General features: G+C 65.8%; 4 protein-coding genes. 2 read left to right on the top strand and 2 right to left on the bottom strand.

Annotated features, from left to right (window positions below):
- Positions 1-73: 73 nt before the first annotated feature.
- A complete protein-coding gene (locus tag AABA86_RS15825) occupies positions 74-2,767 on the bottom strand; it encodes a hybrid sensor histidine kinase/response regulator (RefSeq protein ID WP_338307469.1) in 2,694 nt (897 codons plus the stop codon).
- A complete protein-coding gene (locus tag AABA86_RS15820; protein WP_338307468.1) occupies positions 2,764-3,795 on the bottom strand; it encodes an ABC transporter substrate-binding protein in 1,032 nt (343 codons plus the stop codon). The genes AABA86_RS15825 and AABA86_RS15820 overlap by 4 nt, the downstream gene beginning before the upstream one ends.
- Before the next feature lie 295 nt (positions 3,796-4,090).
- Between AABA86_RS15820 and AABA86_RS15815 the strand changes: the two genes are divergently transcribed.
- Both AABA86_RS15815 and AABA86_RS15810 read left to right on the top strand, forming a co-directional pair.
- Positions 4,091-4,840 (top strand): hypothetical protein, encoded by a 750-nt coding sequence (locus tag AABA86_RS15815; RefSeq protein ID WP_338307467.1) that lies wholly within the window; start codon positions 4,091-4,093, stop codon positions 4,838-4,840.
- A gap of 69 nt (positions 4,841-4,909) precedes the next feature.
- The gene (locus AABA86_RS15810) at positions 4,910-21,628 is read left to right on the top strand and encodes a leukotoxin LktA family filamentous adhesin (RefSeq protein ID WP_338307466.1); all 16,719 of its coding nucleotides are present in this window, start codon (positions 4,910-4,912) and stop codon (positions 21,626-21,628) included.

The raw sequence follows: 21,628 nt of genomic DNA, 5'->3' as shown, positions 1-21,628 counted from the left end.
AGACGTCAATGTGCGATTTCAGCCGAGTTGGTCCGCTCAGGGTCAAAACGCTAAGAGCTCGACCCGAGCAAATCTAGCTGACCGATCGCTGCTCGGTAGGCTGGAGCAGATCGTCGAGCGCGCTCATCGACGCTGCTCGCAGCGCAGCGAGCTCACGCGCGGCACTTTGGCGCTCGGGTGGAGACATCGTGGCTGCCGCCAGCTCGATCTCGCGGCATCGCTCGAACAGGTGGACGAGGCCGAGCGCGCTCGCGGCGCTGCCGAGCTGATGGGCGGACCGCGCGAGCTGCTCGTGATCACCAATGTCCGCGGCCTTGACGATATCGCCGATCAGTTGCTCGCTCGTTTGCCGTAGAAGCTGGTTGAGTTTCGCGATCTGGGTCGCGCCGAGCAGCTCCTTCTGATCGTCGAGGAAATGCCGGTCGATCAATGCACCTGCAGCGAGTTGCGCTGCGGCGGGCTCCTCCCTGGGATCGTCCTCGATCGCCTCGCGCAGCGCGTTGATCAGGATCGGCTTGCTCACGATTTTGGTGATGCCGGCGCCAGCGAGCCGTTCGCGGGCTTTGGTGGAAATGTCGGCGGTGACGGCGATGATGCGTGGCATCTTCGGCAAACCGAGCTTGCCGATCCGCGACGCGGCCTCCACGCCGTCCATGTCGGGCATGTGCAGGTCCATCAGGATGACGTCGAAGGCCTGATCGCGGGCAAGTGCGACGGCCGAGGCGCCGTTGCCGGCGAGGGTGGGGCGGTGGCCGAGCCGCTTCAGGATCGCTTCGCCGACCTCGCAATTGACGGGATCGTCGTCGACCAGCAACACGCGAAGCTGCCGCGACGGCGGCGGAAGCGCGCCTTGCGCGATACCGCTCGCGGCGAGGCCGAGCGGCACGTCAAGCATGAACGAGCTGCCCGCGCCCGGCGTGCTCGCCACCGTCAGCTCGCCGCGCATCAGGCGGGTGAGGCGCCGCGCGATCGCAAGGCCGAGGCCAGTGCCGCCGAACCGCCGCGCGATGCTGTCGTCCGCCTGCACGAAATCCTCAAAAATCCGCTCGTGCATGTCGGGCGCGATGCCGATGCCGGTATCGCGAACGGTGATGCGCAGCAGAACATGATCGTCGTGGCGCTCGGCGGCCGCGTTCAAGCCGATGCCGCCGCGTGGGGTGAACTTGATCGCGTTGCCGATCAAATTGAGCAGGATGCGATTGAGCCGCACGGGATCGCCGTGCACGGAGGTATTGACCGTCGCATCGCAGGCGAGGTCGAAGGTCAGTCCTTTGCCGAAAGCCTGCGGACGCATCAGGTCGGCGGCCGTTTCGATCAGCTGGCCGAGGCGGAAATCGCGCGTCTCCAACGTTTCGGTGCTGGCCTCGAGGCGCGCATATTCCAGGATGGCGTCGACCAGCGCGATCAGCGTTTCGCCCGATGCGGCCGCGGTCGTGAGGCGGCGCTGCTGCGCTTCGCCGAGGCTGCCGTCGTCGAGCAGCTGCAGCACGCCCATGACGCCGTTCAGCGGCGTGCGCAGCTCGTGGCTGACGACAGCGAGGAAGCGCGATTTGGTCTCATTGGCCGCCACAGCTGCACTGCGCGCGCGCTCGGCGGCATCGTGCTCGGCAAGGGCTTGATCGCGCGCCTTCTCCAGCTCGGAGGTGCGCTCGATCACCTTGCGCTCCAGCGTCGCGTAGGAATAGCGCAGTTGCGCGGCCATCCGGTTGAACTGATCGCCGAGCGCTTCCAGCTCGTCGCCGGTCTTGATCGCGAGCCGCAGGCCGAGATCGCCGCTCCCGATCCGCCGCGCGCCCTGCGTCAGCAGCTGGATCGGCCCCGTCATGCGCCGGCTGAGAAGGAGAGAGACCAGCACCGCGCCGGCGAGCAGGACGACGAGGAGAAAGGTCGAACGGCCAATGGACGCATAGATCGGCGCATAGGCCTCGCTGAGCGGCAGCTCGACGAACACCAGCAAGCCGAGCGAGGGGACCGTCGCATAGGTCGACAGCACGCGCTGACCGGACAGGTCCTCCTTGACCAGGCCGCCGGAGGGCGGCCCCACGCCGTCGAGCGCGGCGCGGACGTCGGCGTGGCCGGAGAGATCGCTGCGTTGCAGGGCTCGCCACAGATCGGGATGCGCGATCAAGACCCCCGTGCGGTCCACCACATAGGCCTTGCCGGTGTTGCCGACCCTGATCCCGGCGACGAGGTCCCAGATGAAGCGCAAATTGACCTCGGCGACGATCACGTTGGGATTGCGGCCAATTCCGCGCGTGGCGAGCGTCATGAATGGTTCGGTGTCGCCGAAGAAGTAGACCGGCCCGTAATAGGCCCGGCTTTCATTGGCACCGCGAAAGGCGGGTGAGGCGGAGAGGTCGGCCTTGCTGCCGATCCTGTCCGCCACACGGCGGGACACGCGCATCTGTTCAAGCCCGCGCGAGTCGAGCTCGGCGATTTCCGCAATCGCCGGAGAGAGGCGCAGGAGACGGATGGCGTTCAGCCGCTCGTCTTCGTTGGTCGACAGCTCCGGCGGCAGGCGCGAGAGCCATCTGATCTGGTTTTCGATCTGGCCGATGAACTGGCCGATCTGAATCGCAGCGGACGCCGCCTGCTCGCGCTGGGTCGCCGCCAGAAGCTGCTTCTGCTCGCGATAGGAGAACCAGACGTCGAAGCCGGTGTTGATGGCGAGCGCGGCAAAGGCAAGGGCGACGATCGAATAGAGATATTTGCGGAACAGCCGGCCGGGAGGCGTCCGCAAATGTCCCTGGTCGACCGTTTCGTTCACTCGCGGATCTCGTCGGCGCGCGCGAGCAGCGTGAACGGGATGGTCAATCCCAACGTGCGGGCGACGGTGCGGTTGATCAGGAGCTCGTATTTCCGCGGCGATTGCACCGGCAGGTCGCCGGCCTTGGTGCCGCGCAGGATGAGATCGACGTAATCGGCCGAGCGCACTTCCAGCGTCGGCCCGTAGCTCATCAACCCGCCGGCATCCATGAAGTAGTGGAACGGATAGATCGTGGGCACGCGATACTTGGCTGCCGCCGCAACGACCGCCTGCCGGTTGACGACGAGGAAGCTGTCGACCAGCGCAATCATCGCCGCCTTGGGCGCCTCGGAGAAGCGCCCGACGGCTTCGTCGATGTCCGTCGGCGCGTTGACGGGGGCGGGGATCGCGGACACTCCGGACTCGGCCGCCTCTTGCTCGATCGAGTCGAGGAAGAAGCGCCCGCCGCGAGGGGTGGTCGCAGGGTTGAACAGGATACCGACGCGCGCAAGATCGGGCACGGCCTCGCGGATCAGCTGCAGCCATTTGCCGCCCATCTCGGCAGTGCTGTTGGTGAAGCCGGTGACGTTGCCGCCGGGATGCGCAAGGCTTTCGACGAAGCCGTTGCCGACGGGATCGTTGGCGGTCGCGAAGACGATCGGGATGGTCCTGGTGGCGGCAAGGACCGCCACGGTTTCGACCGTCGACCCCGTTAGGATCACGTCCGGCTTCAGCTCCAGCAATTCCTGAATCGCGGCCTTGAGCCGGTCCGGCGTGCCGAAGGTCGAACGGAGCTCGAGGCGGAAGTTGACGCCTTCGACCCAGCCGCGCTGCCTCAAGCCGGCGACGAGGCCGCCGAGGCGGGAGGTTGCACTGTCGATCATGCTCCGCCGGGTCAGCTCGTCGTCGAGCGGCAATGCGGTCAGCGATCCGACGATCCGCATGCGATCCGACGTTGCGCCGAGCGCGACCCATCCCGCGGCGGTTGCGCCCGCAAGGCGAATGAAGCCGCGGCGATCGACCGCGAGAGCGGAAGGCCGTTCGGTCATGATACTCTTCGCATGATGGCTTGCCCCGGAGCGGATGCTTAGCGCGAACGGCCGGCATCCACAATTGATGAAAAAATGCGCTTATGAATGCTCATTCGCAGCGTTTGGCAGCCCGATACCGTATTCCTACGCTGCCAAAGAGTCGCTGCTTCGAGCGTTGTCTGCTTCGTGACGCCTTGTAACGCCTTGTCGCGTTGCAGCATTTTCCGTCTCGGTTGCGACGACGGTTCGGGGAAGGCGATTTCGCAGCTGCCGATTTTTGAAGCGTTGTTTCAAGTTGTTTCGAAGGTTTTCGATGCGCAAAATCTATCTCGTTCCGGCCGTCGTCGGCCTGCTCACCTTCATTGCTGCCGGACCGCTCGCGGCCCAGGGCGCCGTACCGAAGCAGAAGGCCGCGCCGGCCCCCAGGGCCGCTGCGGCCGGTGCTCCCGCTGCAGCGGGCACGCCCGTCGCGGCCGGGCCGAATTCGGCCGAGACCCCCGCCGCGGACGACAAGACCAAGGCGATCGACGGTTTCCGCTCCGCCAAGTTCGGCATGAACGAGGCCGATGTGCGCGCGGCGATGACGAAGGATTTCAACGCCAAGCCCGACGCCATCAAGTCACAGGACAACGCGTCCGAGCTGACGCACAGCATTCTGCTGTCTGTGCCGGAGTTACTGCCGAACGGCGGCACCGCCGAACTCTCCTACGTGTTCGGCTACAAGTCGAAGTCGCTGATCCAGGTCGGCGCGGTCTGGTCGAAGGCGACTGACGCCGCGATCACGCCGGAGAAGCTGTTCTCCAACGCCAACATCCTGCGCGCCCATTTCATGGGCGAAGGCTTCAAGCCCGACTCCATCGCCGTCAACATGCCCGTCGCCGGCGGCATCGTGATGTTCCGCGGCAGCGACGCCAAGGATCGCTCGGTGATCCTGCTGCTCCAGGGCACGTTCGAGAACAAGGAGAACAACCAGCGTGTGCTGACGCCGACAAGCCTGCTGCTGTTCTACGTGGCCGACGCCAAGAGCCCCGACATCTTCAAGCTGCCGCCCGGCCAGTTCTGATGTCGGGATCGCACGACATTCTCCCACCCGGTTGTGGATCGGCGCCAATGCCGATGAGGAGGATCTGACATGCGCGGACCATCTGCGGCGCGAGACAATGACGAGCGGACGACGCTGCGGGGGCTGGCGCGCTTCCGTTCGATGTCGCTGCTCTGCGCGATGCAGATGGTCTTCCTGCCGGTGTACAGCGTCCGCCTTCAGGCGCAGACGGCGAACGTCATCGTTCCCGACGGCCGCACCGGGACCAGCCTTCAAACTTCCGGCAGCGTCACCAACGTCACGACGTCGACGGTCTCGGGCAACAACGCCTTCAACTCGTTCTCGCAGTTCAGCGTCGGGCAGGGCAATACGGTCAACCTGCAACTGCCGACCGGGACGCGAAACCTCGTCAACATCGTTCGCGACGCGCCGGTCTACGTCAACGGCACGCTGAATTCCTATATGAACGGTGCGATCGGCGGTAATGTCTATTTCGCCGATCCCAAGGGCTTCGTGGTCGGCCGCAGCGGCGTGGTCAATGTCGGCAGCCTCAATGTCTCGACCCCGACGCGCGAGTTCACCGACAGCCTGATCGGTCCGAGCGGTGCGATCAACGGCACGGCGGTGGGCAATCTCATGGCGGGCTCATTCCCGGTCTCGCCGGACGGCAACATACGCATCTACGGCCGGGTCAATGCCCAGGACGGCGTGCGCCTGACCGGGCAGAACGTCTTCGTCGGCGGCGCGACCCAGCGCGACATCGCCAATCTCGACCACGCCGCCAAGTTCGCGGCATCCGTCAATTCCAAGGGCCTGCGCAGCGCCAGCTCGATCACCGTCAGCAACGGTTCGATCCATATCGGCGCCGTCAACAACGCTCGCGTCAACGGCCGCCTGACCGCGCACAGCAAGACCTCGACGCCGAGCAACATCACGGTGCAGGCCGGCAACAACATCGATATCGGCAGGAACGCCAGGCTGAATATCGCCAGCAAGACCGGCGATGCCGGCGAGGTCCGTCTGAAGGCGGCGCAGAATCTGACCGTGACGGGCGGGGCCAGGTTCAACGCCAGCGCGAAGACCGGCAATGCAGGCCTGGTCGATTTCAGCGCGAACGGCGTCATCGACATCGGCCAGGGTATCAAGGTCAATCTCAGCGCGGCCAACGGCAAGGCCGGCACGTTGCTGATCGATCCGACCGACCTGGTCGTCGGCGATGCCGCCCAGGGCGATACCGGCGTGACGCTGTCGAACAGCTCCGTCGCGGCTGCGCTCGCCGGGCTCAGCGCCGGTGCCGACTACCTCATCCAGGCGGATCATTCCATCACGCTCGCCGCGCATGCGATGATCGACGCCCGTCGTCTCGATGGTTCCGGCCATTCGACCGGTAACGCCAACAACGTCATCATCGACGCGCCGAACATCGAGATCATGAATGGCGCGCAGATCCTGGCGCAGTCGGTCAATTTCGGCGGAACCACCTACGCCGACGGCAATGTGACGTTGCGGGCAACGGCGAGCGACATCAAGCTGTCCGGTCAGGCCACAGCCGCGACGGCGATCACGGTCGACGGCAAGATTACCGGTGGTACCGTCTCGATCACCGCGACCTCGACGGCCGTGTCGAGTTTCCTGAACGGTTCTGCGGTCGGTGATCTCGCGCTCGTCGGGTCGACGCTCGCTGCCTCGCTGCTCGGGCTCAATGGCGGCTATGTCGCGGCCAGCGCGACCGCGACGATCAACATCAACAGCCATGCCGACATCAACGGCCGCGGCGACGTCACCATTTCCGCACACGCCACCGAGACCGCGTCGGATCCGGCGGTCGCATCCACCTTGCTCGGCAGTCTCACGCCGGTCGCGGCCGGTGTGGTCGTCGGTAAGATCGATGGCAACGTGACCACCAACATCGCCTCGGGCGCGACGATCAACGCCGGCGGCAACCTCGAGATCAAGGCGCTCAACGATGCGACCATTGCCGTTTCTGCCCTCGCGGCATCGACGAGCGCGCAGATCGTCCCGACGGTGGCCTACTCCAAGGGATCGGTGTCGACGACCGCCAACGTCGAGACCGGCGCGCACCTTGCTGCGGGCCTGGTGAATACCAGCGGTAGCACGCTGAAAATACGCGCGATCAACAACAACTCGTTCTCGACCAGCGCAACGTCGGTCGCGGCACCCGGGACGGGGGCGAGCGGCGCCGTCGGTGGGGCGTTGGCCATCAGCGACATCACGACGTCCGCGACCGCAACGCTCGGCGCATCGATCGGAACCGATATCAACAACCGGATGAACGCCTCCGTTCTGGTCGAAGCGACGTCCGACACGACGAGCAATTCCACGATGGCCTCGTCCATCGCCGGCCTGCCGGCGCTGATCGCGGCGATCGAGAGAGGACTGCGCGCCGTCACCTCGCCGACGTCGATCATCAGGGACCACATGGGATCGCTGGTGCCGCTGAGCTTCGATTTCAAGGTCGCAGCTGCGCTGTCGCTGGCCAACAGCACCCAGAGCGCGACCGCTGCGATCGCGCAGAATCCGAGCGGCGGCGCGCCGAGCATCTATGCCAGCGGCAACGTTGCCGTCGCCAGCAATGTCATTGATCGCGGCGTTCGCAGCAACGCGACGTCCAGCGCGATCACGAAAGACCCGGTGTCCGGCGAGAGCACCGCGATCAGCGCGGCCGTCGCCTGGGGCAATTTCACGCATAATTCGAACGCCTATGTCGGCAATGGCACGCTGATCAACGCGGCCAACATCGCCGTCGATGCCACCACCGAATTGCCGATCACCAACACCTGGCTGAAGTGGGATGGTCTGGGCGCGGTGCTGAGCCACCTCAACGGCAATCTCGGCGTCGGCGGCAACATCCTGACCAGCTACGCCAATGCCACCGCGGACGCCGGCGACACGATCGGCATCGCCGGTTCGCTGAACCATTTCGTCGTGAACAATAACACGACGGCGTGGGTGGCCGGCAGCGCGAGCCTGACGGCGACCTGTGCGACCGCGGCCTGCGGCAGTGGCACCGGCTGGTCGGTCGGGATGGACAATGGCGACGTCCATACCTACGACGCCAGCCTCCAGATCGCGGCCACCACGACCACGGCGTCGATCGACGCCGCCGGCAATGTCGGCACGCTCGGCTTCCTGTTCGGCAACACCTCGGGCGGCTCCTCCGTCGGCGGCGCGCTCAATCTCGTCCAGTTCAACACCAATACCATCGCTGGCGTTTCGGACCGCGCGACGCTGCGTGCGGCGGACGACATCGCCGTCAACGCGATCACTTCAGACCGGTTCGTCGCTGTCGCACCGTCGTCCGGCAAGGCTGCCGGCACGCTGGCGCTGAATGGCATCACCTCGCTCGGTTTCCTGAACAACACGACGCATGCGTCGATCTCGAGCCAGGCCACCGTCTATGCACCGACCGTCGGCATCTTGGCGCAGCAGGATCTGTCGGTCGTGACGCTGTCCGGCGCTATGAGCTATAACGGGAGCGGCGGTTCGGCGGTCGGCTTGTCGGTCGCCTATCTCGGCGCAAATACCGACACCTCCGCCTATATCGGCGACAACCATTCCGACATCCGGCCCGGCGTGTTCAGTGCCAACGATCCGTTCGCCGGCACCAGCGGCGGAAGCGGGGCGGTCAATGTCGACAATCTGACACTCAGCGCGACCACTTCGGGGCGCATCACCGCGGCCGCCGTGGCGGCAGCCGTCTCCGACCCGGCGTCGTCGAATTTCTCCGACAAGGCAGGCGCTGCCGGCGCCGCCTCGACCGGAGGCACCGCCGGCGTGACGACGGCGGCGGGCAAGATCGGATCGACCTCGGGATCGAGCACCAGCGGCTTCAGCCTCGATCTCGCCGGCAGCTCGTCGGTGAGCGACGTCTCGCTGGCTACCAGCGCCTACATCAAGAATACGACGGTCAACAAATACACCACGACCGGTGCGGTGGTGACCAGCACGATCGTTCAGGCGCTCAACGACACCATGCTCAACAATGGTTCGGGCTCTGCGGCGCTCAATCTGGCCGGAGGGTCCGCCACGGGGGCTGCGATCGGCGGTGCGATCGCGGCGGCGATGTCGAACAATGCGACGCTCGCCTATATCTACGGCACCACCATGAGCAACCAGAGTTCGGTGACGGTGCAGGCGCTCAATGGCGGCTCGGAGACCGTCGTCGCCCTCGGCGTGGCGGGCTCGAAATCAAATGCGGCGTCGCTGTCGGCCTCGGTCGGCATCATCACCGACAGCGCCAACGCCTATATCGAGAGCTCGACGATCACGGGGCAGGCGAGCGGCGTCAACCGCGCGCTCGAGGTCGACGCCTACCAGACCACGAACATCGCGATCGGTGGCGGCTCGCTCTATATCTCGGGTGGCCAGGCCGGCGTCGGCATTGGACTGACCTACGCCTCGATCGGCGATCCCACCGGCGGAAACGCGACCGACGCGCATATCCGCAGCACCTCGATCTCGAATTACGACACCCTGCTGGTGCTGGCCGACAGCGCCAGCGTGATCGCGGCCGGCGCGGCCTCGGGCGGCGCGGGGTCCAACGGGCTTGCCGGCGCGATCGTCGTCAGCGAGATCACGCCCACCACGACGGCCTACATCAACAGCGGCGCGACGGTCAGCATCGACGTCGGGCGCGTGACGGTGCTGGCGGACAGCGGCGCCGTGTCGGCTCTGGACACAGCGCTCGGCAACCTCGTCAAGAAGTCGAACAACAATCATCTCGCCACGGACACCTGCACGGTCGCCGGCGGCACGGGCGGGCAGAACTGCATCGACTTCAGCGCGGCCGCGCTTAACGACGGAACGGGGAATGGTCCGGGCGCCAGCATCGTCTCTGTCGCGGGCCTCATCCAGGCCGGCAAGAACAATGTCGGCGCCTCGATCGTCTACGACACCATCGCAACCACGCATTCGGCCTATATCGCCAACGTCCTGATGTCGGCGGTCAGCAATGTCAGCGTGAGTGCGGTCGATTCCTCGAAGATCCAGTCGGTCACGATTGGCTTCGGCTTCGCGACCGGACAGTTCGCAGGCGTCGGCGGCACGACGATCAGCTCGATCGCCAATACCGTCTCGGCGGCCATCGGCAACAGCCTGTCGAGCGCGACGCAATCGTCCGTCACGGGCCGCAACATTTCCGTCAGTGCGACCGACAATTCCAGCATCACCGGAACCGCCGCCGTCGCGGGCGCCTCGACGCAAGGTAGCGCCGCCGGCCTGGCGCTGGTCTACAGCAGCATCGCCAACAATGTCAGCGCCGGCGTCACCGGCTCCAAGCTGACCGCATCCGGCAGTGTTGCCGTCGGTGCGAACTCGAACGCCAGCATCTCGACGGTCGCCGTCGGTGTCGCGATGTCCTCGCAGGTCGGGCTCGCCGGCTCGGTCGCCACCAATCTGATGGGGACCAATGTCACGGCCAGCATCACCGCGGCTGGCACCAACGGTATCAACGGTGCGGACGTCACCGCCACCAACAATGTCGGCGTGATCGCCGGCAACAACGACAAGGCGGCTGTGTTCGCCGGCGCCTTGTCGATCAGCAAGGGCGCGGCCGGCGGCGCGGGTTCGCTGGTGACCAACCAGATCACCGGGACGACGGCCGCCTATATAAGCGGAGCGAACACCAAGGTCGATGCGCTCGGAACCAGCTCGTCCGATACGCTGTCGGTCAACAACGGCACACTCATCCACGCGTTCGATCTCGGCACCGCCCACGCGCCGACCGACACCACGCCCGACCTCTCCGAGAACCAGGACATCCTGCGCGGCCTTGCCGTGGTGGCGAGCTCGCACCAGGCCGTCGTGACCAACGTCGCCTCGCTTGCCGCGAGCTCCAGCATCGCGATCATGATCAATCCGATCACCAACGTGATGAGCGGGTCGACCAGGGCCTATATCGACAGCGCGGCCATCGACACGCGCCTGACCTCCTCGACGCTCAAGCCGCAGATCGAGGTCGCCGCGTCGAGCTTCTCCTATTCCGGCGCGTTCGGCGCCGGCATCGCTTACGGCAGCAGTGGCGGCGGTGGCGCGACGATCATCTCGACGACGATGTCGCGCGAGACCTTGGCCTATATCACGAATGCCACTGTCGGCGGCGTGCAGTCGTCGAGCGAGACGGTCGGCGCCGTCACTGTGAAGGCCAATGCGGAGCAGGATGCGTCGTCGATCGCGATCGGTTTCAACACCGGCTCGGTCGGCCTGAACGTCTTCCAGGCGACGACGGAAGCCTATGTCGACGGCGGCGCACTGACGGCCGCGTCACTGACGGTGAACGCTAACAACAACACCGGCATTTTCTCCGCGAACGGCTCCGGCGCCTATGGCAGCCAGGCCGCGATCGGCGCGGCGTTCCTGGTCCAGGTCTCCTCGAACCGGACTCTGGCCTATGTCGGCGACGAGTTCCGCTATCAGGGCAACGGCGCGGCGCACACGACCGCGCTCAATCTGAGCGGCGCGCTCGACGTCGAGGCCAAGACCAAGAACCGTTTCGAGGCCTATGCGATCGGCGGCGCGCTCTCGACCGGGACGGCGGCTATCGCCGGCATGGCCAACATTGAGGTCGCCAACAACACCACCATCGCCGGCGTTTACGACACCACGCTGCATGGGGTGACGGGCGGTACGGCCGGCGCGGTGACGATCAACGCCAACGAAGACGTGGCGATCAAGGAGATCGCAGGCGCACTTGCGGTCGGCGCCAGCGGGGGAGGCGTCGGCGTCGGCGCCGCAGCCAACGTCATCGTGTTCAAGAGCCGGACCGTTGCCGAGAGCTGGAACAGCAATCTGAACTCGTCAGGCGCGATCAACGTCAATGCGCTCAGCACCAAGGAGGTGCTGTCCTACGCGGTCACCGCCGGCATCGGCGGCAGCGTCGGCATCGGCGCGACCGTCGGCGTCATCATCATCGGCACCAACACCGCCGATGCCGACACCCAGGGCCAGCAGACCGGTCAGCTCAATCAGGGCGGCAGCGGCACCATCGCGTCCGTGAACCACGGCACCAGCAACGCGCAGGGCAGCAACGCCGTCGCCAGCGGCACGGCCGGCAATCCGAACAGCGCCAATGTCAGCTCGACCTACGACGTCAGCAACGTGCTGAGCGGCGGCAACGACGTCGTCGTCGCGCAGATCGCGGGCGGCAACGTCACGGGCACGCAGGTCAACGTCGCCGCCACCAGCGCCAACGCGGCCAAGATGTATCTGCTCGGCGCCGGCTTTGCCAAGAATGTCGGCATCGGTGCGGGCATCGGCTACACCAGCGTCAACAGCACCGTGCTCGCCAATCTGAATGACTACGGACGCAACGGCTCCGGCGTGCTGGTGGCCGCCGATACGCCTTTGGCGGTCTCGGCGCCGATTGTCACCGTTGCGGCCGTCGTCAAGGACGCGACTACCGGGCCTTATGCCGGCAAGACCGTCGACACCGAGGCCATCGCCGGCGGTGCGGCGCTTTACTTTGGCGCCCAGGCGGCTGTCGCGGTCGGCAATGTCAGCAACTCCGTGGTGGCGCTGCTCGGCGGCCAGATCACCGGCGCGAGTGGCACCGGCAATGGCGCCGCCGTCATGGCGATGGATTCGACGACCCAGGTGGTCTTCACGGGCGGCGTCACCGGCGGCGCCGTGGCTGTCGGCGCTTCGGTCGCAACGGCGAGCCGAACGAGCTCGGTCGCTGCGAGGGTTCTGAACGGCTCCACCGTCAACGTCGCGACTCTGGCAGTCGGAGCCAGCGGTGCCGGCACGCTGACGACGACTGCCACAGCACTCGGCGGCGGCATCGTCGCCGGCGTCGGTGCGGATGCGGAGGCCCACGAGAACTCGTCCGTGCTGGCGGAGATCGGCAGCAGTGCCTCCATCACGACGTCCGCGACCGGCGTCGGCACGCTGGTGTCGGCGTCGATCACGCCCAATCTTGCGAGCGAGGCGATCGGCGTTTCGGTCGGCGGCGCTGCCGTCGGCATGGCCATCGCCAAGTCCACGGTCGGCGCCACGGTGACGGCCGATGTCGGCGACAACGCCAGCTTCTCGGGCGGTGCGCTCGCGGTGACCGCCATGGCGCTGGTTCCAATCAGCGGCACGACGACCTGGGCCAAGGCGCTCGCGGGCGGCGGCGGCTCCCTGATCGGCGCGCAGGGCAGCCTGGCCGTGGCGTCCGAAAACGCGACGGTGAACGCCTATGGCGGGACGGGGATCCGGCTACCGAACGCCAACGTCACCATCGCGGCCGAGAACGACAGCGCCCAGTACGCCGAGGGAACCGGCCTTTCGAGCGGATTCCTGGCGCTCGGCGCCACCGTCGCGCAGACGTCGTCCAGCGCGCACACCTATGCTTATCTGGGTGCGCCGGCGGACATGGACGCGACCCATCTGAACCACACCGACTACACCGGCATCCTCCGGATCACGGCCACCGGCACGGATACCAACGTCTCCAACGCGACGGTCGGCGCGGGCGGCACCTATGCCGGCGCTGCCGCGGTCGCCACCACCAGCTCGACCGCAGTGACCAATGCGCGGTTCGACGGCGGCACGACGGATGACACGCTCTATTTCGGCGGCCTCAGCGTCAAGGCCACGCACACCACCAATTATGCGGCCAGCGGCGATGCCTATCAGGCGTCCACGGCCGGCGTCTCTGCCGGCAAGGCGCAGAATGATGTCACCTCGACCACCACGGCCGAGATCGGTACGCACCTGATCGTCAACACGGATGGCGGCAACATCGTCGTCATCTCCAAAGACAACGTCAACCAGGCCGGCGGCGGCGCACGCTCGGGCTCCGGCGGCTCGTTCTCGGGTGCTGCAGCGCTGAGCGACTCTCATGTGACCCAGTACGTCACCACCAATATCGGCGCCGGAACGATCCTGAGCCTCAACGGCGATCCGCGGACGGCGACCGGGGTGATCGATATCGAGGCCTACAACACACTGAGCACGACCGACACGGCGAGCCTGGCCACGGCCAGCTTCTTCGCCGGCGGTGGCGCCGAGTCCAACATGACGGCGAACGCCACGCTCGCGGTCAATATCAATGCCCGCGAATTGTTCAGCGTCGGCAAGATCTTCGTCGGCACGGCCGCGACGATGTCGGCGTCCAACAACGCCAACGCCAGTCTCTACGGGGCGATCGCCGGCGTCGGCGCCAGCACGAACAGCTGGGTCCATGCCAACCAGGCGGTCAACGTCGGCAGCAGCACGACAATCGAGGCATGGCGCGACATCAACATCTATGCCGGCATGTCAGGCGATACCATCACCTTCAGCAGCGTGCAGGCAACGGCGACGACGGTCGTCTACAACAACACCGCCATTCCGATCTCCACGCTTTATCGCGGCACGGCCAATGCCGCGAACGACTCAAGCCTCACGCTTGCCGACAGCTCGCGTGTGCTCGGCGTACGGGACATCTACCTTGGCGCAACGCAGGGGCAGGTCACCGCGTCCGGCAACGGCAGCAATTACAATCCGTATCTGGACATCTTCAGCGCCAAGAACAGCGACAACCACAGCCATACCAGCGGAACGGGCGATGTCGCGCTCAACGGCCTGGTGGTCGCGGGCATCAACAACGACGTGACCATCACGATCGATCTTGGTGCAAGCGCGCCGACTCTGAGCACGACGAGTCCTCACTCGTCGCTGTCATCCACGCTTGAATATGTCGCCGATGTCGATCATTTCAGCCCGGTGAAGAGCTGGAACCACCAGACGATCCAGTACACCATCGTCGGCGGCTTCAACCCCTATGACAACATCGTCAACCAGCTGGCCACGCTGACGGGCCTGACCGCGACGCAGATCCGGACCCAGCTCTCGACGTCGACGTCCGCACATCCCGCCACGATGGCGCCGTCCGGCTCCGATCCGACCGGCGACGCACAGCGCCAGATCAACGCGCTGATCCAGCAGGCGCCGTATACTTCCGACGCCGCCGGCAACGCCTTCGCGTTCGGCGACATCCTGGTGTCTGCGGGCAATGTCTCGATCCTGGCGCAGAAGCTGACTGGAAACAGCCTGTCCGGTCACACGGCGCCATCGGTGAGCGCGCAGAGTTCGCCGACGATCAGGGTCGAGAACCGCGGCCTCGACTTCATGGACTTCGCGAACCTCACGGTCACCAATGTGACCGGCGGAAACATCACCTACCGCCAGATCGACCATGTCGACCCGGACTCGCATTCCAACGTGACTTTCACCGCCACGCCGAGCGCGACGCCGATCATCGACATCTCGGCCACCTACAACCGCCTCGATCCCAGCACCGGGCTCGGTGTCGACGGCAACGGCAACCAGCTGACCCGCAAGCCCGACATTTATTTCGACGGCATCGTCACCAACGAGAACGGGCTGCTCAAGATCACCAGCCAGCTCGGCAGCGTCGTCGCGTCGCAGTCGCTCAATGCCGCGACCATCCAGATGGTGGCGCCCAACGGCTCATTCATCTTCCTCGGCGGCGTCGGCAGCTTCTACAACTCCAACCACGATGTCACCTCGCAATGGGCCGGTGTCGAATACAAGCCGGCCGACAACGACACGCTGACGGCGGTGATGGCGGCGGCGACCTATCTCGGCGCCTATGGCGCCTACGCGTACAGCCCGCATATCGGCGACGGCGGCAATCACCCGTATTTCTATTATTGCTGCGTCGACGGCCATAGCGGCGTCCAGCAGACGGCCGCCAACAGCACGGTCTTCACCGCCCGCATGCTGATGACCTATTACGACGGCCTGTCGCTCTATTCGGCGATCTTCCTGCCGATGGGCAACGGCTCGCCCAACGGAGGCGGCGGCAGCGTGGGCAGCACCGCCACGCTTGCGGCGATGGAAGGCCCGACGGTCCAGCAGATTTCGACCGCGCCGTGGGAGCAAAATACCTATGCCGGCCAGGGCGTTTTCAGCAACACGACCCACGACACCGTTACAACACACCCCGACGGTTCGACCTCGACCCACACGGACACGTACTACTCGCCGTTCAATTGCTCGGGGTGCTCGGCCTACTTCCAGGTCGTCAATATCCAGAACGACGTGATCACACCGAGGACCGCGAACACCAACGCGAGCTCGAACTGGGCCTCGACCACGCCTTCGGGGTACCAGAACCCCTCGGATCGGCCCTTCATCCTCGGCCAGGCGATCATCATCTCGGCGGGGGTCATCAACGTCAACGGCCTCATCCAGAGCGGCACGAGCAGTAATTACTCGGTCGATATCGGCGGCGGGGTGCTGTCCGCCATCAACGGTCTCAAGACCAGCAACAATGGCGCGGACTTCGCCCAGGCCCAGGCCAACGCGCGGAACGGCAGCTATTACGACATCACGGCGGCTGCGACGACGCAGTTCTCCAGCGATATCAAGATCGGCGTGAAGTACAACGCTCTCACCGACCAGATCATGGTGAACGGCGTGGTGCAGGGCTCGGGCGGCTACGTCTATCTGAACGGCAAGATCATCTCGACCTCGACCGACGGCACCTCCCAGGGCACGATCGCGGTCAAGGGTGGTGCGGGCACGATCACGGTCAACAACACGACTGGGCTCCAGCTCGTCACCAACACCATCAACACCGGCGTCAGCGCGCCCAGCGTGATCCAGATCGTCGATCAGCTCCAGCAGCAGACGACGTGGTACGTCTACAATCCCTCCGCGTCGGGCGGCCAGCAGGTGTCGACGTACAGGGCGGCCGGCGTCAATGCGAGCTCGTACACCGCCGCGATGCTGAGCGGTATGAGCGGAACAGCGGGCATCCAGTATACTGTAAAGCCCAACATGTACTACCAGTGGGTCGACACGGCGACGCTGGATCGTCCGACGACCAGCACGCAGTTCGACTATGGCTGGCACTACACGCCGAACGCGTCCGGAGACAACTGGACCCGTACCGTCAGCCTGGTCGAGAACGTGATGCAAGCCACGGGCGGAGGCGGCAACACCGGCCAATTGCAGACCGCGAACTTCCAGGAAGTGGTCACGGCGACCGGCGGCTATCATGGCGGTGGCTACAACACGTCGGCTGGGATGTGCTGCGGCGCGGACGGTCATTACGACTGGTTCCAGCAGATCTACGATCACCTGACCCTGACGCTCACCAACACGGTGAAGGCATCGAACCCGATCAACATCCAGTTCAGTGGCGGCGGCGCGAGCACTGTCAATGTCAGCTCGAATTCCGGCATCGTGATCAACGGGCCGATCAACAACCTCTCGGGTGACACGACGGTCATCGCCACCGGCGCCAATTCGGCCATCACATCAGGCGCGAACGCCAACAACCCGATGATCTCGGGCAAGAACGTCACGCTGTCGGCGGATGGCGGCATCGGCACGCGCGGCACGAACGGCGTTCCCGTCCAGGTGCAGGTCTATGGCGGCAGCCTGAAGGCCGATACGATCGACCGCGACATCGCGATCGCGGCTGTCGGCTCGCTGTCGATCGACCACGTCAAGGTGAATTCGGCAGGCGCCACGCCGCAGGGCAGCGTCTTCCTCTCGGCGACCGGCGACATCAACTCAGCGTCCGCTTACAACATCGCCACGCCCGTCGTGATCGGCAAGAATATCGAGATCAATTCCACCGGCGGTGCGATCGGCGCGACGAGCGCCGTCGTCAACGGCACCTCCACCCTGACCAACATCAATCCGCTGGTGATCCAGGCGACAGGGACGATTCAGGCCAATGGCACCGTCGATGGCGGCGTCCTCGACAGCGCCTCGGCCACCGGCACCTATATCGTGCAGTCCAAGGGCGATCTGCGCCTCGGCACGATCCAGTCGACCGGTGGCCCGGTCTTCCTGGAGGCCGCCGGCTCCGACGGCAACCAGGCCAACATCCTGAACGGCCGGGCGGCGGTCGGCCTGACCCAGGCACAGAGCCAGCATCTTCAGGACGTCCAGGCCAGCCTCGACCTTGTCAGTGGCAACGCCGCCACCAACGCGGTCAACAGCTACCAGTCCATGGTGACGTCGGCCTACAACGACTATTTCCAGCTCAAGAACATCGCCTTTGCGAACGGCAGCACCTACAACCCGACCTCGGTGGGGCAGACGGTGCTGCGGGCGCAGGTGGCGGCCAAGCTCGGCATCGACCCTGCCGACGTCACCGCGACGCAGATGAAGACCGAGGCCACGACGCGGTTCCTGAGGGATCAGTTCCTGCTCGGCAAGATCACCACCGACGAGCTCAAGACCTCGCTGACGACATTGCTCGGTGCCGCTCCCGCGGATCCGCTGGGGACCGTGTTCGGCAGCTCGCTGTCGGCGACCCTGTTCACCAAGCTGTTCGACGGCGTGGCGACCACCAGCCAGCGGATGCCGAGCAACACGGCGTTGCAGACGGCGCTTGGCGCTTACAATGCAAACTACAGCTACACGCTCGCATCGACCGAGCGGGTCTACAGCATCATCACCGCGGGCTCGCAGTGGACGCAGAGCCAACTCGCCTACACAGTGTCGTCGTCGGCCGTCGGCGCGGCACCGCCGCCGATCGACGAGAACGTCGTGGCCAATGTCAGCGCCAACCAGATCATGCTCTACGCGCCGCGCGGCTCGGTCGGCAATTCGGCTGCGCCCCAGACCTTCACCTTCACCAGCGTCGATTCCTCGTCGCTGACGCCGGAGCAGAGGGGATTGCTCGCCACGGCCGGTCCCGGCCAGCTCACCGTCGGCGCGGTCACGGATCCGACGACCCATGTCACGACCTATACGGTCAGCCTGTCGCAGCAGAATCTCGTCGTCGTCGACAACCCGATCGCGATCTCGGCCAAGGCACTGACCAACGTCTATCTCGGCAGCAAGAACAGCCTCGCGCTCGGCGGCGTCACCGCGAATTACGGCCCGATCGCGGCCGCGCAAACCAACGGCATCGAGGTGACCGGCCGCGGCGACGTCAAGCTCGACGCCGTGACCAACATCTCCGCCAATGTGGGCGGGGCCGTGATTTCGGGCGATATCGCCAACCTGACCCTGATCGCCGAGCACGGCAATGTCGGCGCCCCCGGGGCTGCCGGAAGCAATCCCGCGACCAACGCCAACGCGCTTCAGATCGCGTTTGCCGACCCGGGCAACGACCAGCTCGACCAGGTCTCGTCGGCACAGGGCATCTATGTGAGGCAGACCACCGGCGATCTCATCCTCGGCAACATCGCCGCCGGCAATGCGATCCAGCTCGCCGCGACCGGCAGCATCTACGCCGAAGCCGGCTTCACGGACCGCTCCGCGATCCACATCCTTGGCACCGACCTCGACCTGCGCGCCGGCGGCAGCATCGGCTTCAACGGCGGGGCCTTCCAGCCGCTGCAGGTGAACATCTCCGGCGCGGTGACCGGCTCGGCGGTCGGCGACCTCAGCATCCTCGCGGTCACCGGCGATCTCGCGGTCGGCACCAGCGGCCCCTATGGGGCGCTGACGGCTGGCGGCGCGTTGACGCTGAACGTGGCGCGCGGCGCACTCACCATCAATACTGGCATCACCAGCGACGGCCTGATGCAGCTGCTCGCCAATCGCGGCATGACCTTCGCGGCCGGCACCAGTGCGGCGCCGGTGGTTGCGACCAGCAGCACGGGCGGCGTGACGCTGGTGGCTTCCACCCTGTCGATGGGTGCCTATTCCGCCATCAACGCGCCCGGGTTGATCTCGGTGACGACGACCGGCGATGCGACGATCGGCCAACTGAATTCGTCGCTGTCCTACGCGGGCGCCTCGAACACCCCGTCGATCATCGTCACCGCCGGCGGCGTCGCTTCGCTCGGATCGATCATCGACAATGGCGACGGCCAGACCAAGTTCGTCGCCTCCGGCGCGGGCGCCGAGCTCTCGCTGAGCGCATCGAACGGCATCGGCAGTGCGACCGGGCGGTTTACCTTCAGTGCCGCGCGGCTGTCTGCGAGCGCGAGCGCCGGCGACATCTACGTCAAGGTTCTCGCTGACACCGAGGTGAGCCTGCTGTCCGCGGTGAAGGGCAGCGTGGACATCATCGGCACCGGCGGCCTGGCGCTGGCCGAGGTGGTGGCGGGCACGGCGACCGGCGCGAGCGGATCTTTCCGCGCCGTCGCAAACAATGGCAGCATCCTCATCGGCACCGCCGACAGCAGCGGTTCGCAGACGATCCACGCCACCCAGAATGTGACGTTCAAGTCGCTCGCGGCCACCGGCAATAGCGGCGATGCCGGCAGCATCAAAGTCACCGCCGACACCGGCTTCATCCTGGCGCAGACGGTGACGTCGGGCGGGGTGACCACGCTGGGCTCGGTTTCGGCCCATGGCTCGGCGAGCCTCGTTGCGGCCACGACCATCACCGGCAACACGCTCGCCGCGACGACCGGCTCCGGACTGCTGACGGCCAACGGCGGCCCGCTCGACTGGAACGTCCTCAATGTCGGGACGACGCTGGGCGCGACCGCGGGGCAGGGCAGCATCACGTTCCAGACCGCGCAGAGCGGCGGCACGCAGACCATCCACGCCCATGACAACGTCACCTTCAACGCGCTGACGGCGACGGGCATCAACGGCGATGCCGGCAGCATCAACGTCACCGCCGACACCGGTTTCATCCACGCGCAGACCGTGATGGCCGGCGGCGTGCCGACGCTCGGCTCGGTCTCGGCCCACGGCTCGGCGAGGCTGATCGCGGCGGGGACCAACACCGGTCATAACCTCACGGCCACGACCGGCAACGCGGTCCTGAGCGGCACGGTCGTTCATTGGGATAATCTCAACGTTGGCGGCACGCTCGACGTCACCGCGACGACCGGAGGGATCACCATCGGCACCGCCATCAGCGGCGGCACACAGACCCTGCATGCCGTGAACGACGTCGTCTTCAGCCAGCTCACCACGACGGGGATCCCGGGCGATGCCGGCGACCTCAACATCAAGTCCGACACGGGCTCGCTCCGCGGCGGATCGATCTCCGCGCACGGCGACACGCATTTCGATGTGGTCGGACCGGTCTCGCTCGACCGGATCAGCGGCGACATCGTCAAGATGACGTCGTCGGGTGACTTGACGATCAACTGGGTCAGCGTCGTGCGGGAGCTCGACCTCGCGGCCGATACGATCAACGTCAAGGGCGAGCAGATCCGTTCGAACCCGGCGGTCCCGCTGATCCTGAACATCACCGGCTATAACGGCGGCGTTGCCAAATATGCCAACGTCTCGATCGATCCTGACAGCATCATCGTCAACCAGTTCAGGGTGGTGGACGCAAACTTCTGGACCGATGCGCCGGCCGTCTCGATCCGGAACGGCTACGTGCCGGGCCAGCTCATGCTCACCACAGCGACCCAGCAGATACTCCTGAACAACCGTACGCCGGCGCCGTCCAGCTGGCCGTCGCTGCAGCTCTACCAGCCGGGCGGCGTGTTCACGATGAGCCAGACCGGCAACGCCAATGTCAGCAACGCCTATGTGGTGTTCTATACCGGCGATGTCTCGGCGACCGTCACCAATTACGGGTCGACCCACACCTGCTGCAACGACTTCACGGGTGCCAGCATGATGCGCAACATCGCGGTCGACGGCGAGGGCAAAGAGAGCATCGAGACCTGGCTCGCGAAGAAGGATGGGGGGACGTTCTACCTGCTCGGTCTGTCCGGTCAGGCGCGCCTCGACGCGCTGCTGACGCCGCAGCCGGTCGAGGCGGTCGGCTCCGGCCCCGCGGTCAACATCGAAGGGCTCAGCGACATGCGCAAGCTGCGCCAGAAGGGACAACGTGCGGGACGACCGGGCTGGAAGGATGCGGCGGTTGAAACGGCGAAGCCGGCCGTTGGCCGTCTCGCACAGGCATGGTAA

It is taken from the genome of Bradyrhizobium sp. TM233 (assembly GCF_036247965.1).
Lineage (GTDB): Bacteria > Pseudomonadota > Alphaproteobacteria > Rhizobiales > Xanthobacteraceae > Bradyrhizobium > Bradyrhizobium ottawaense.
The sequence above is the reverse complement of the archived record's forward strand: the minus strand, read 5'-3'. Positions and strand labels throughout refer to the sequence as shown.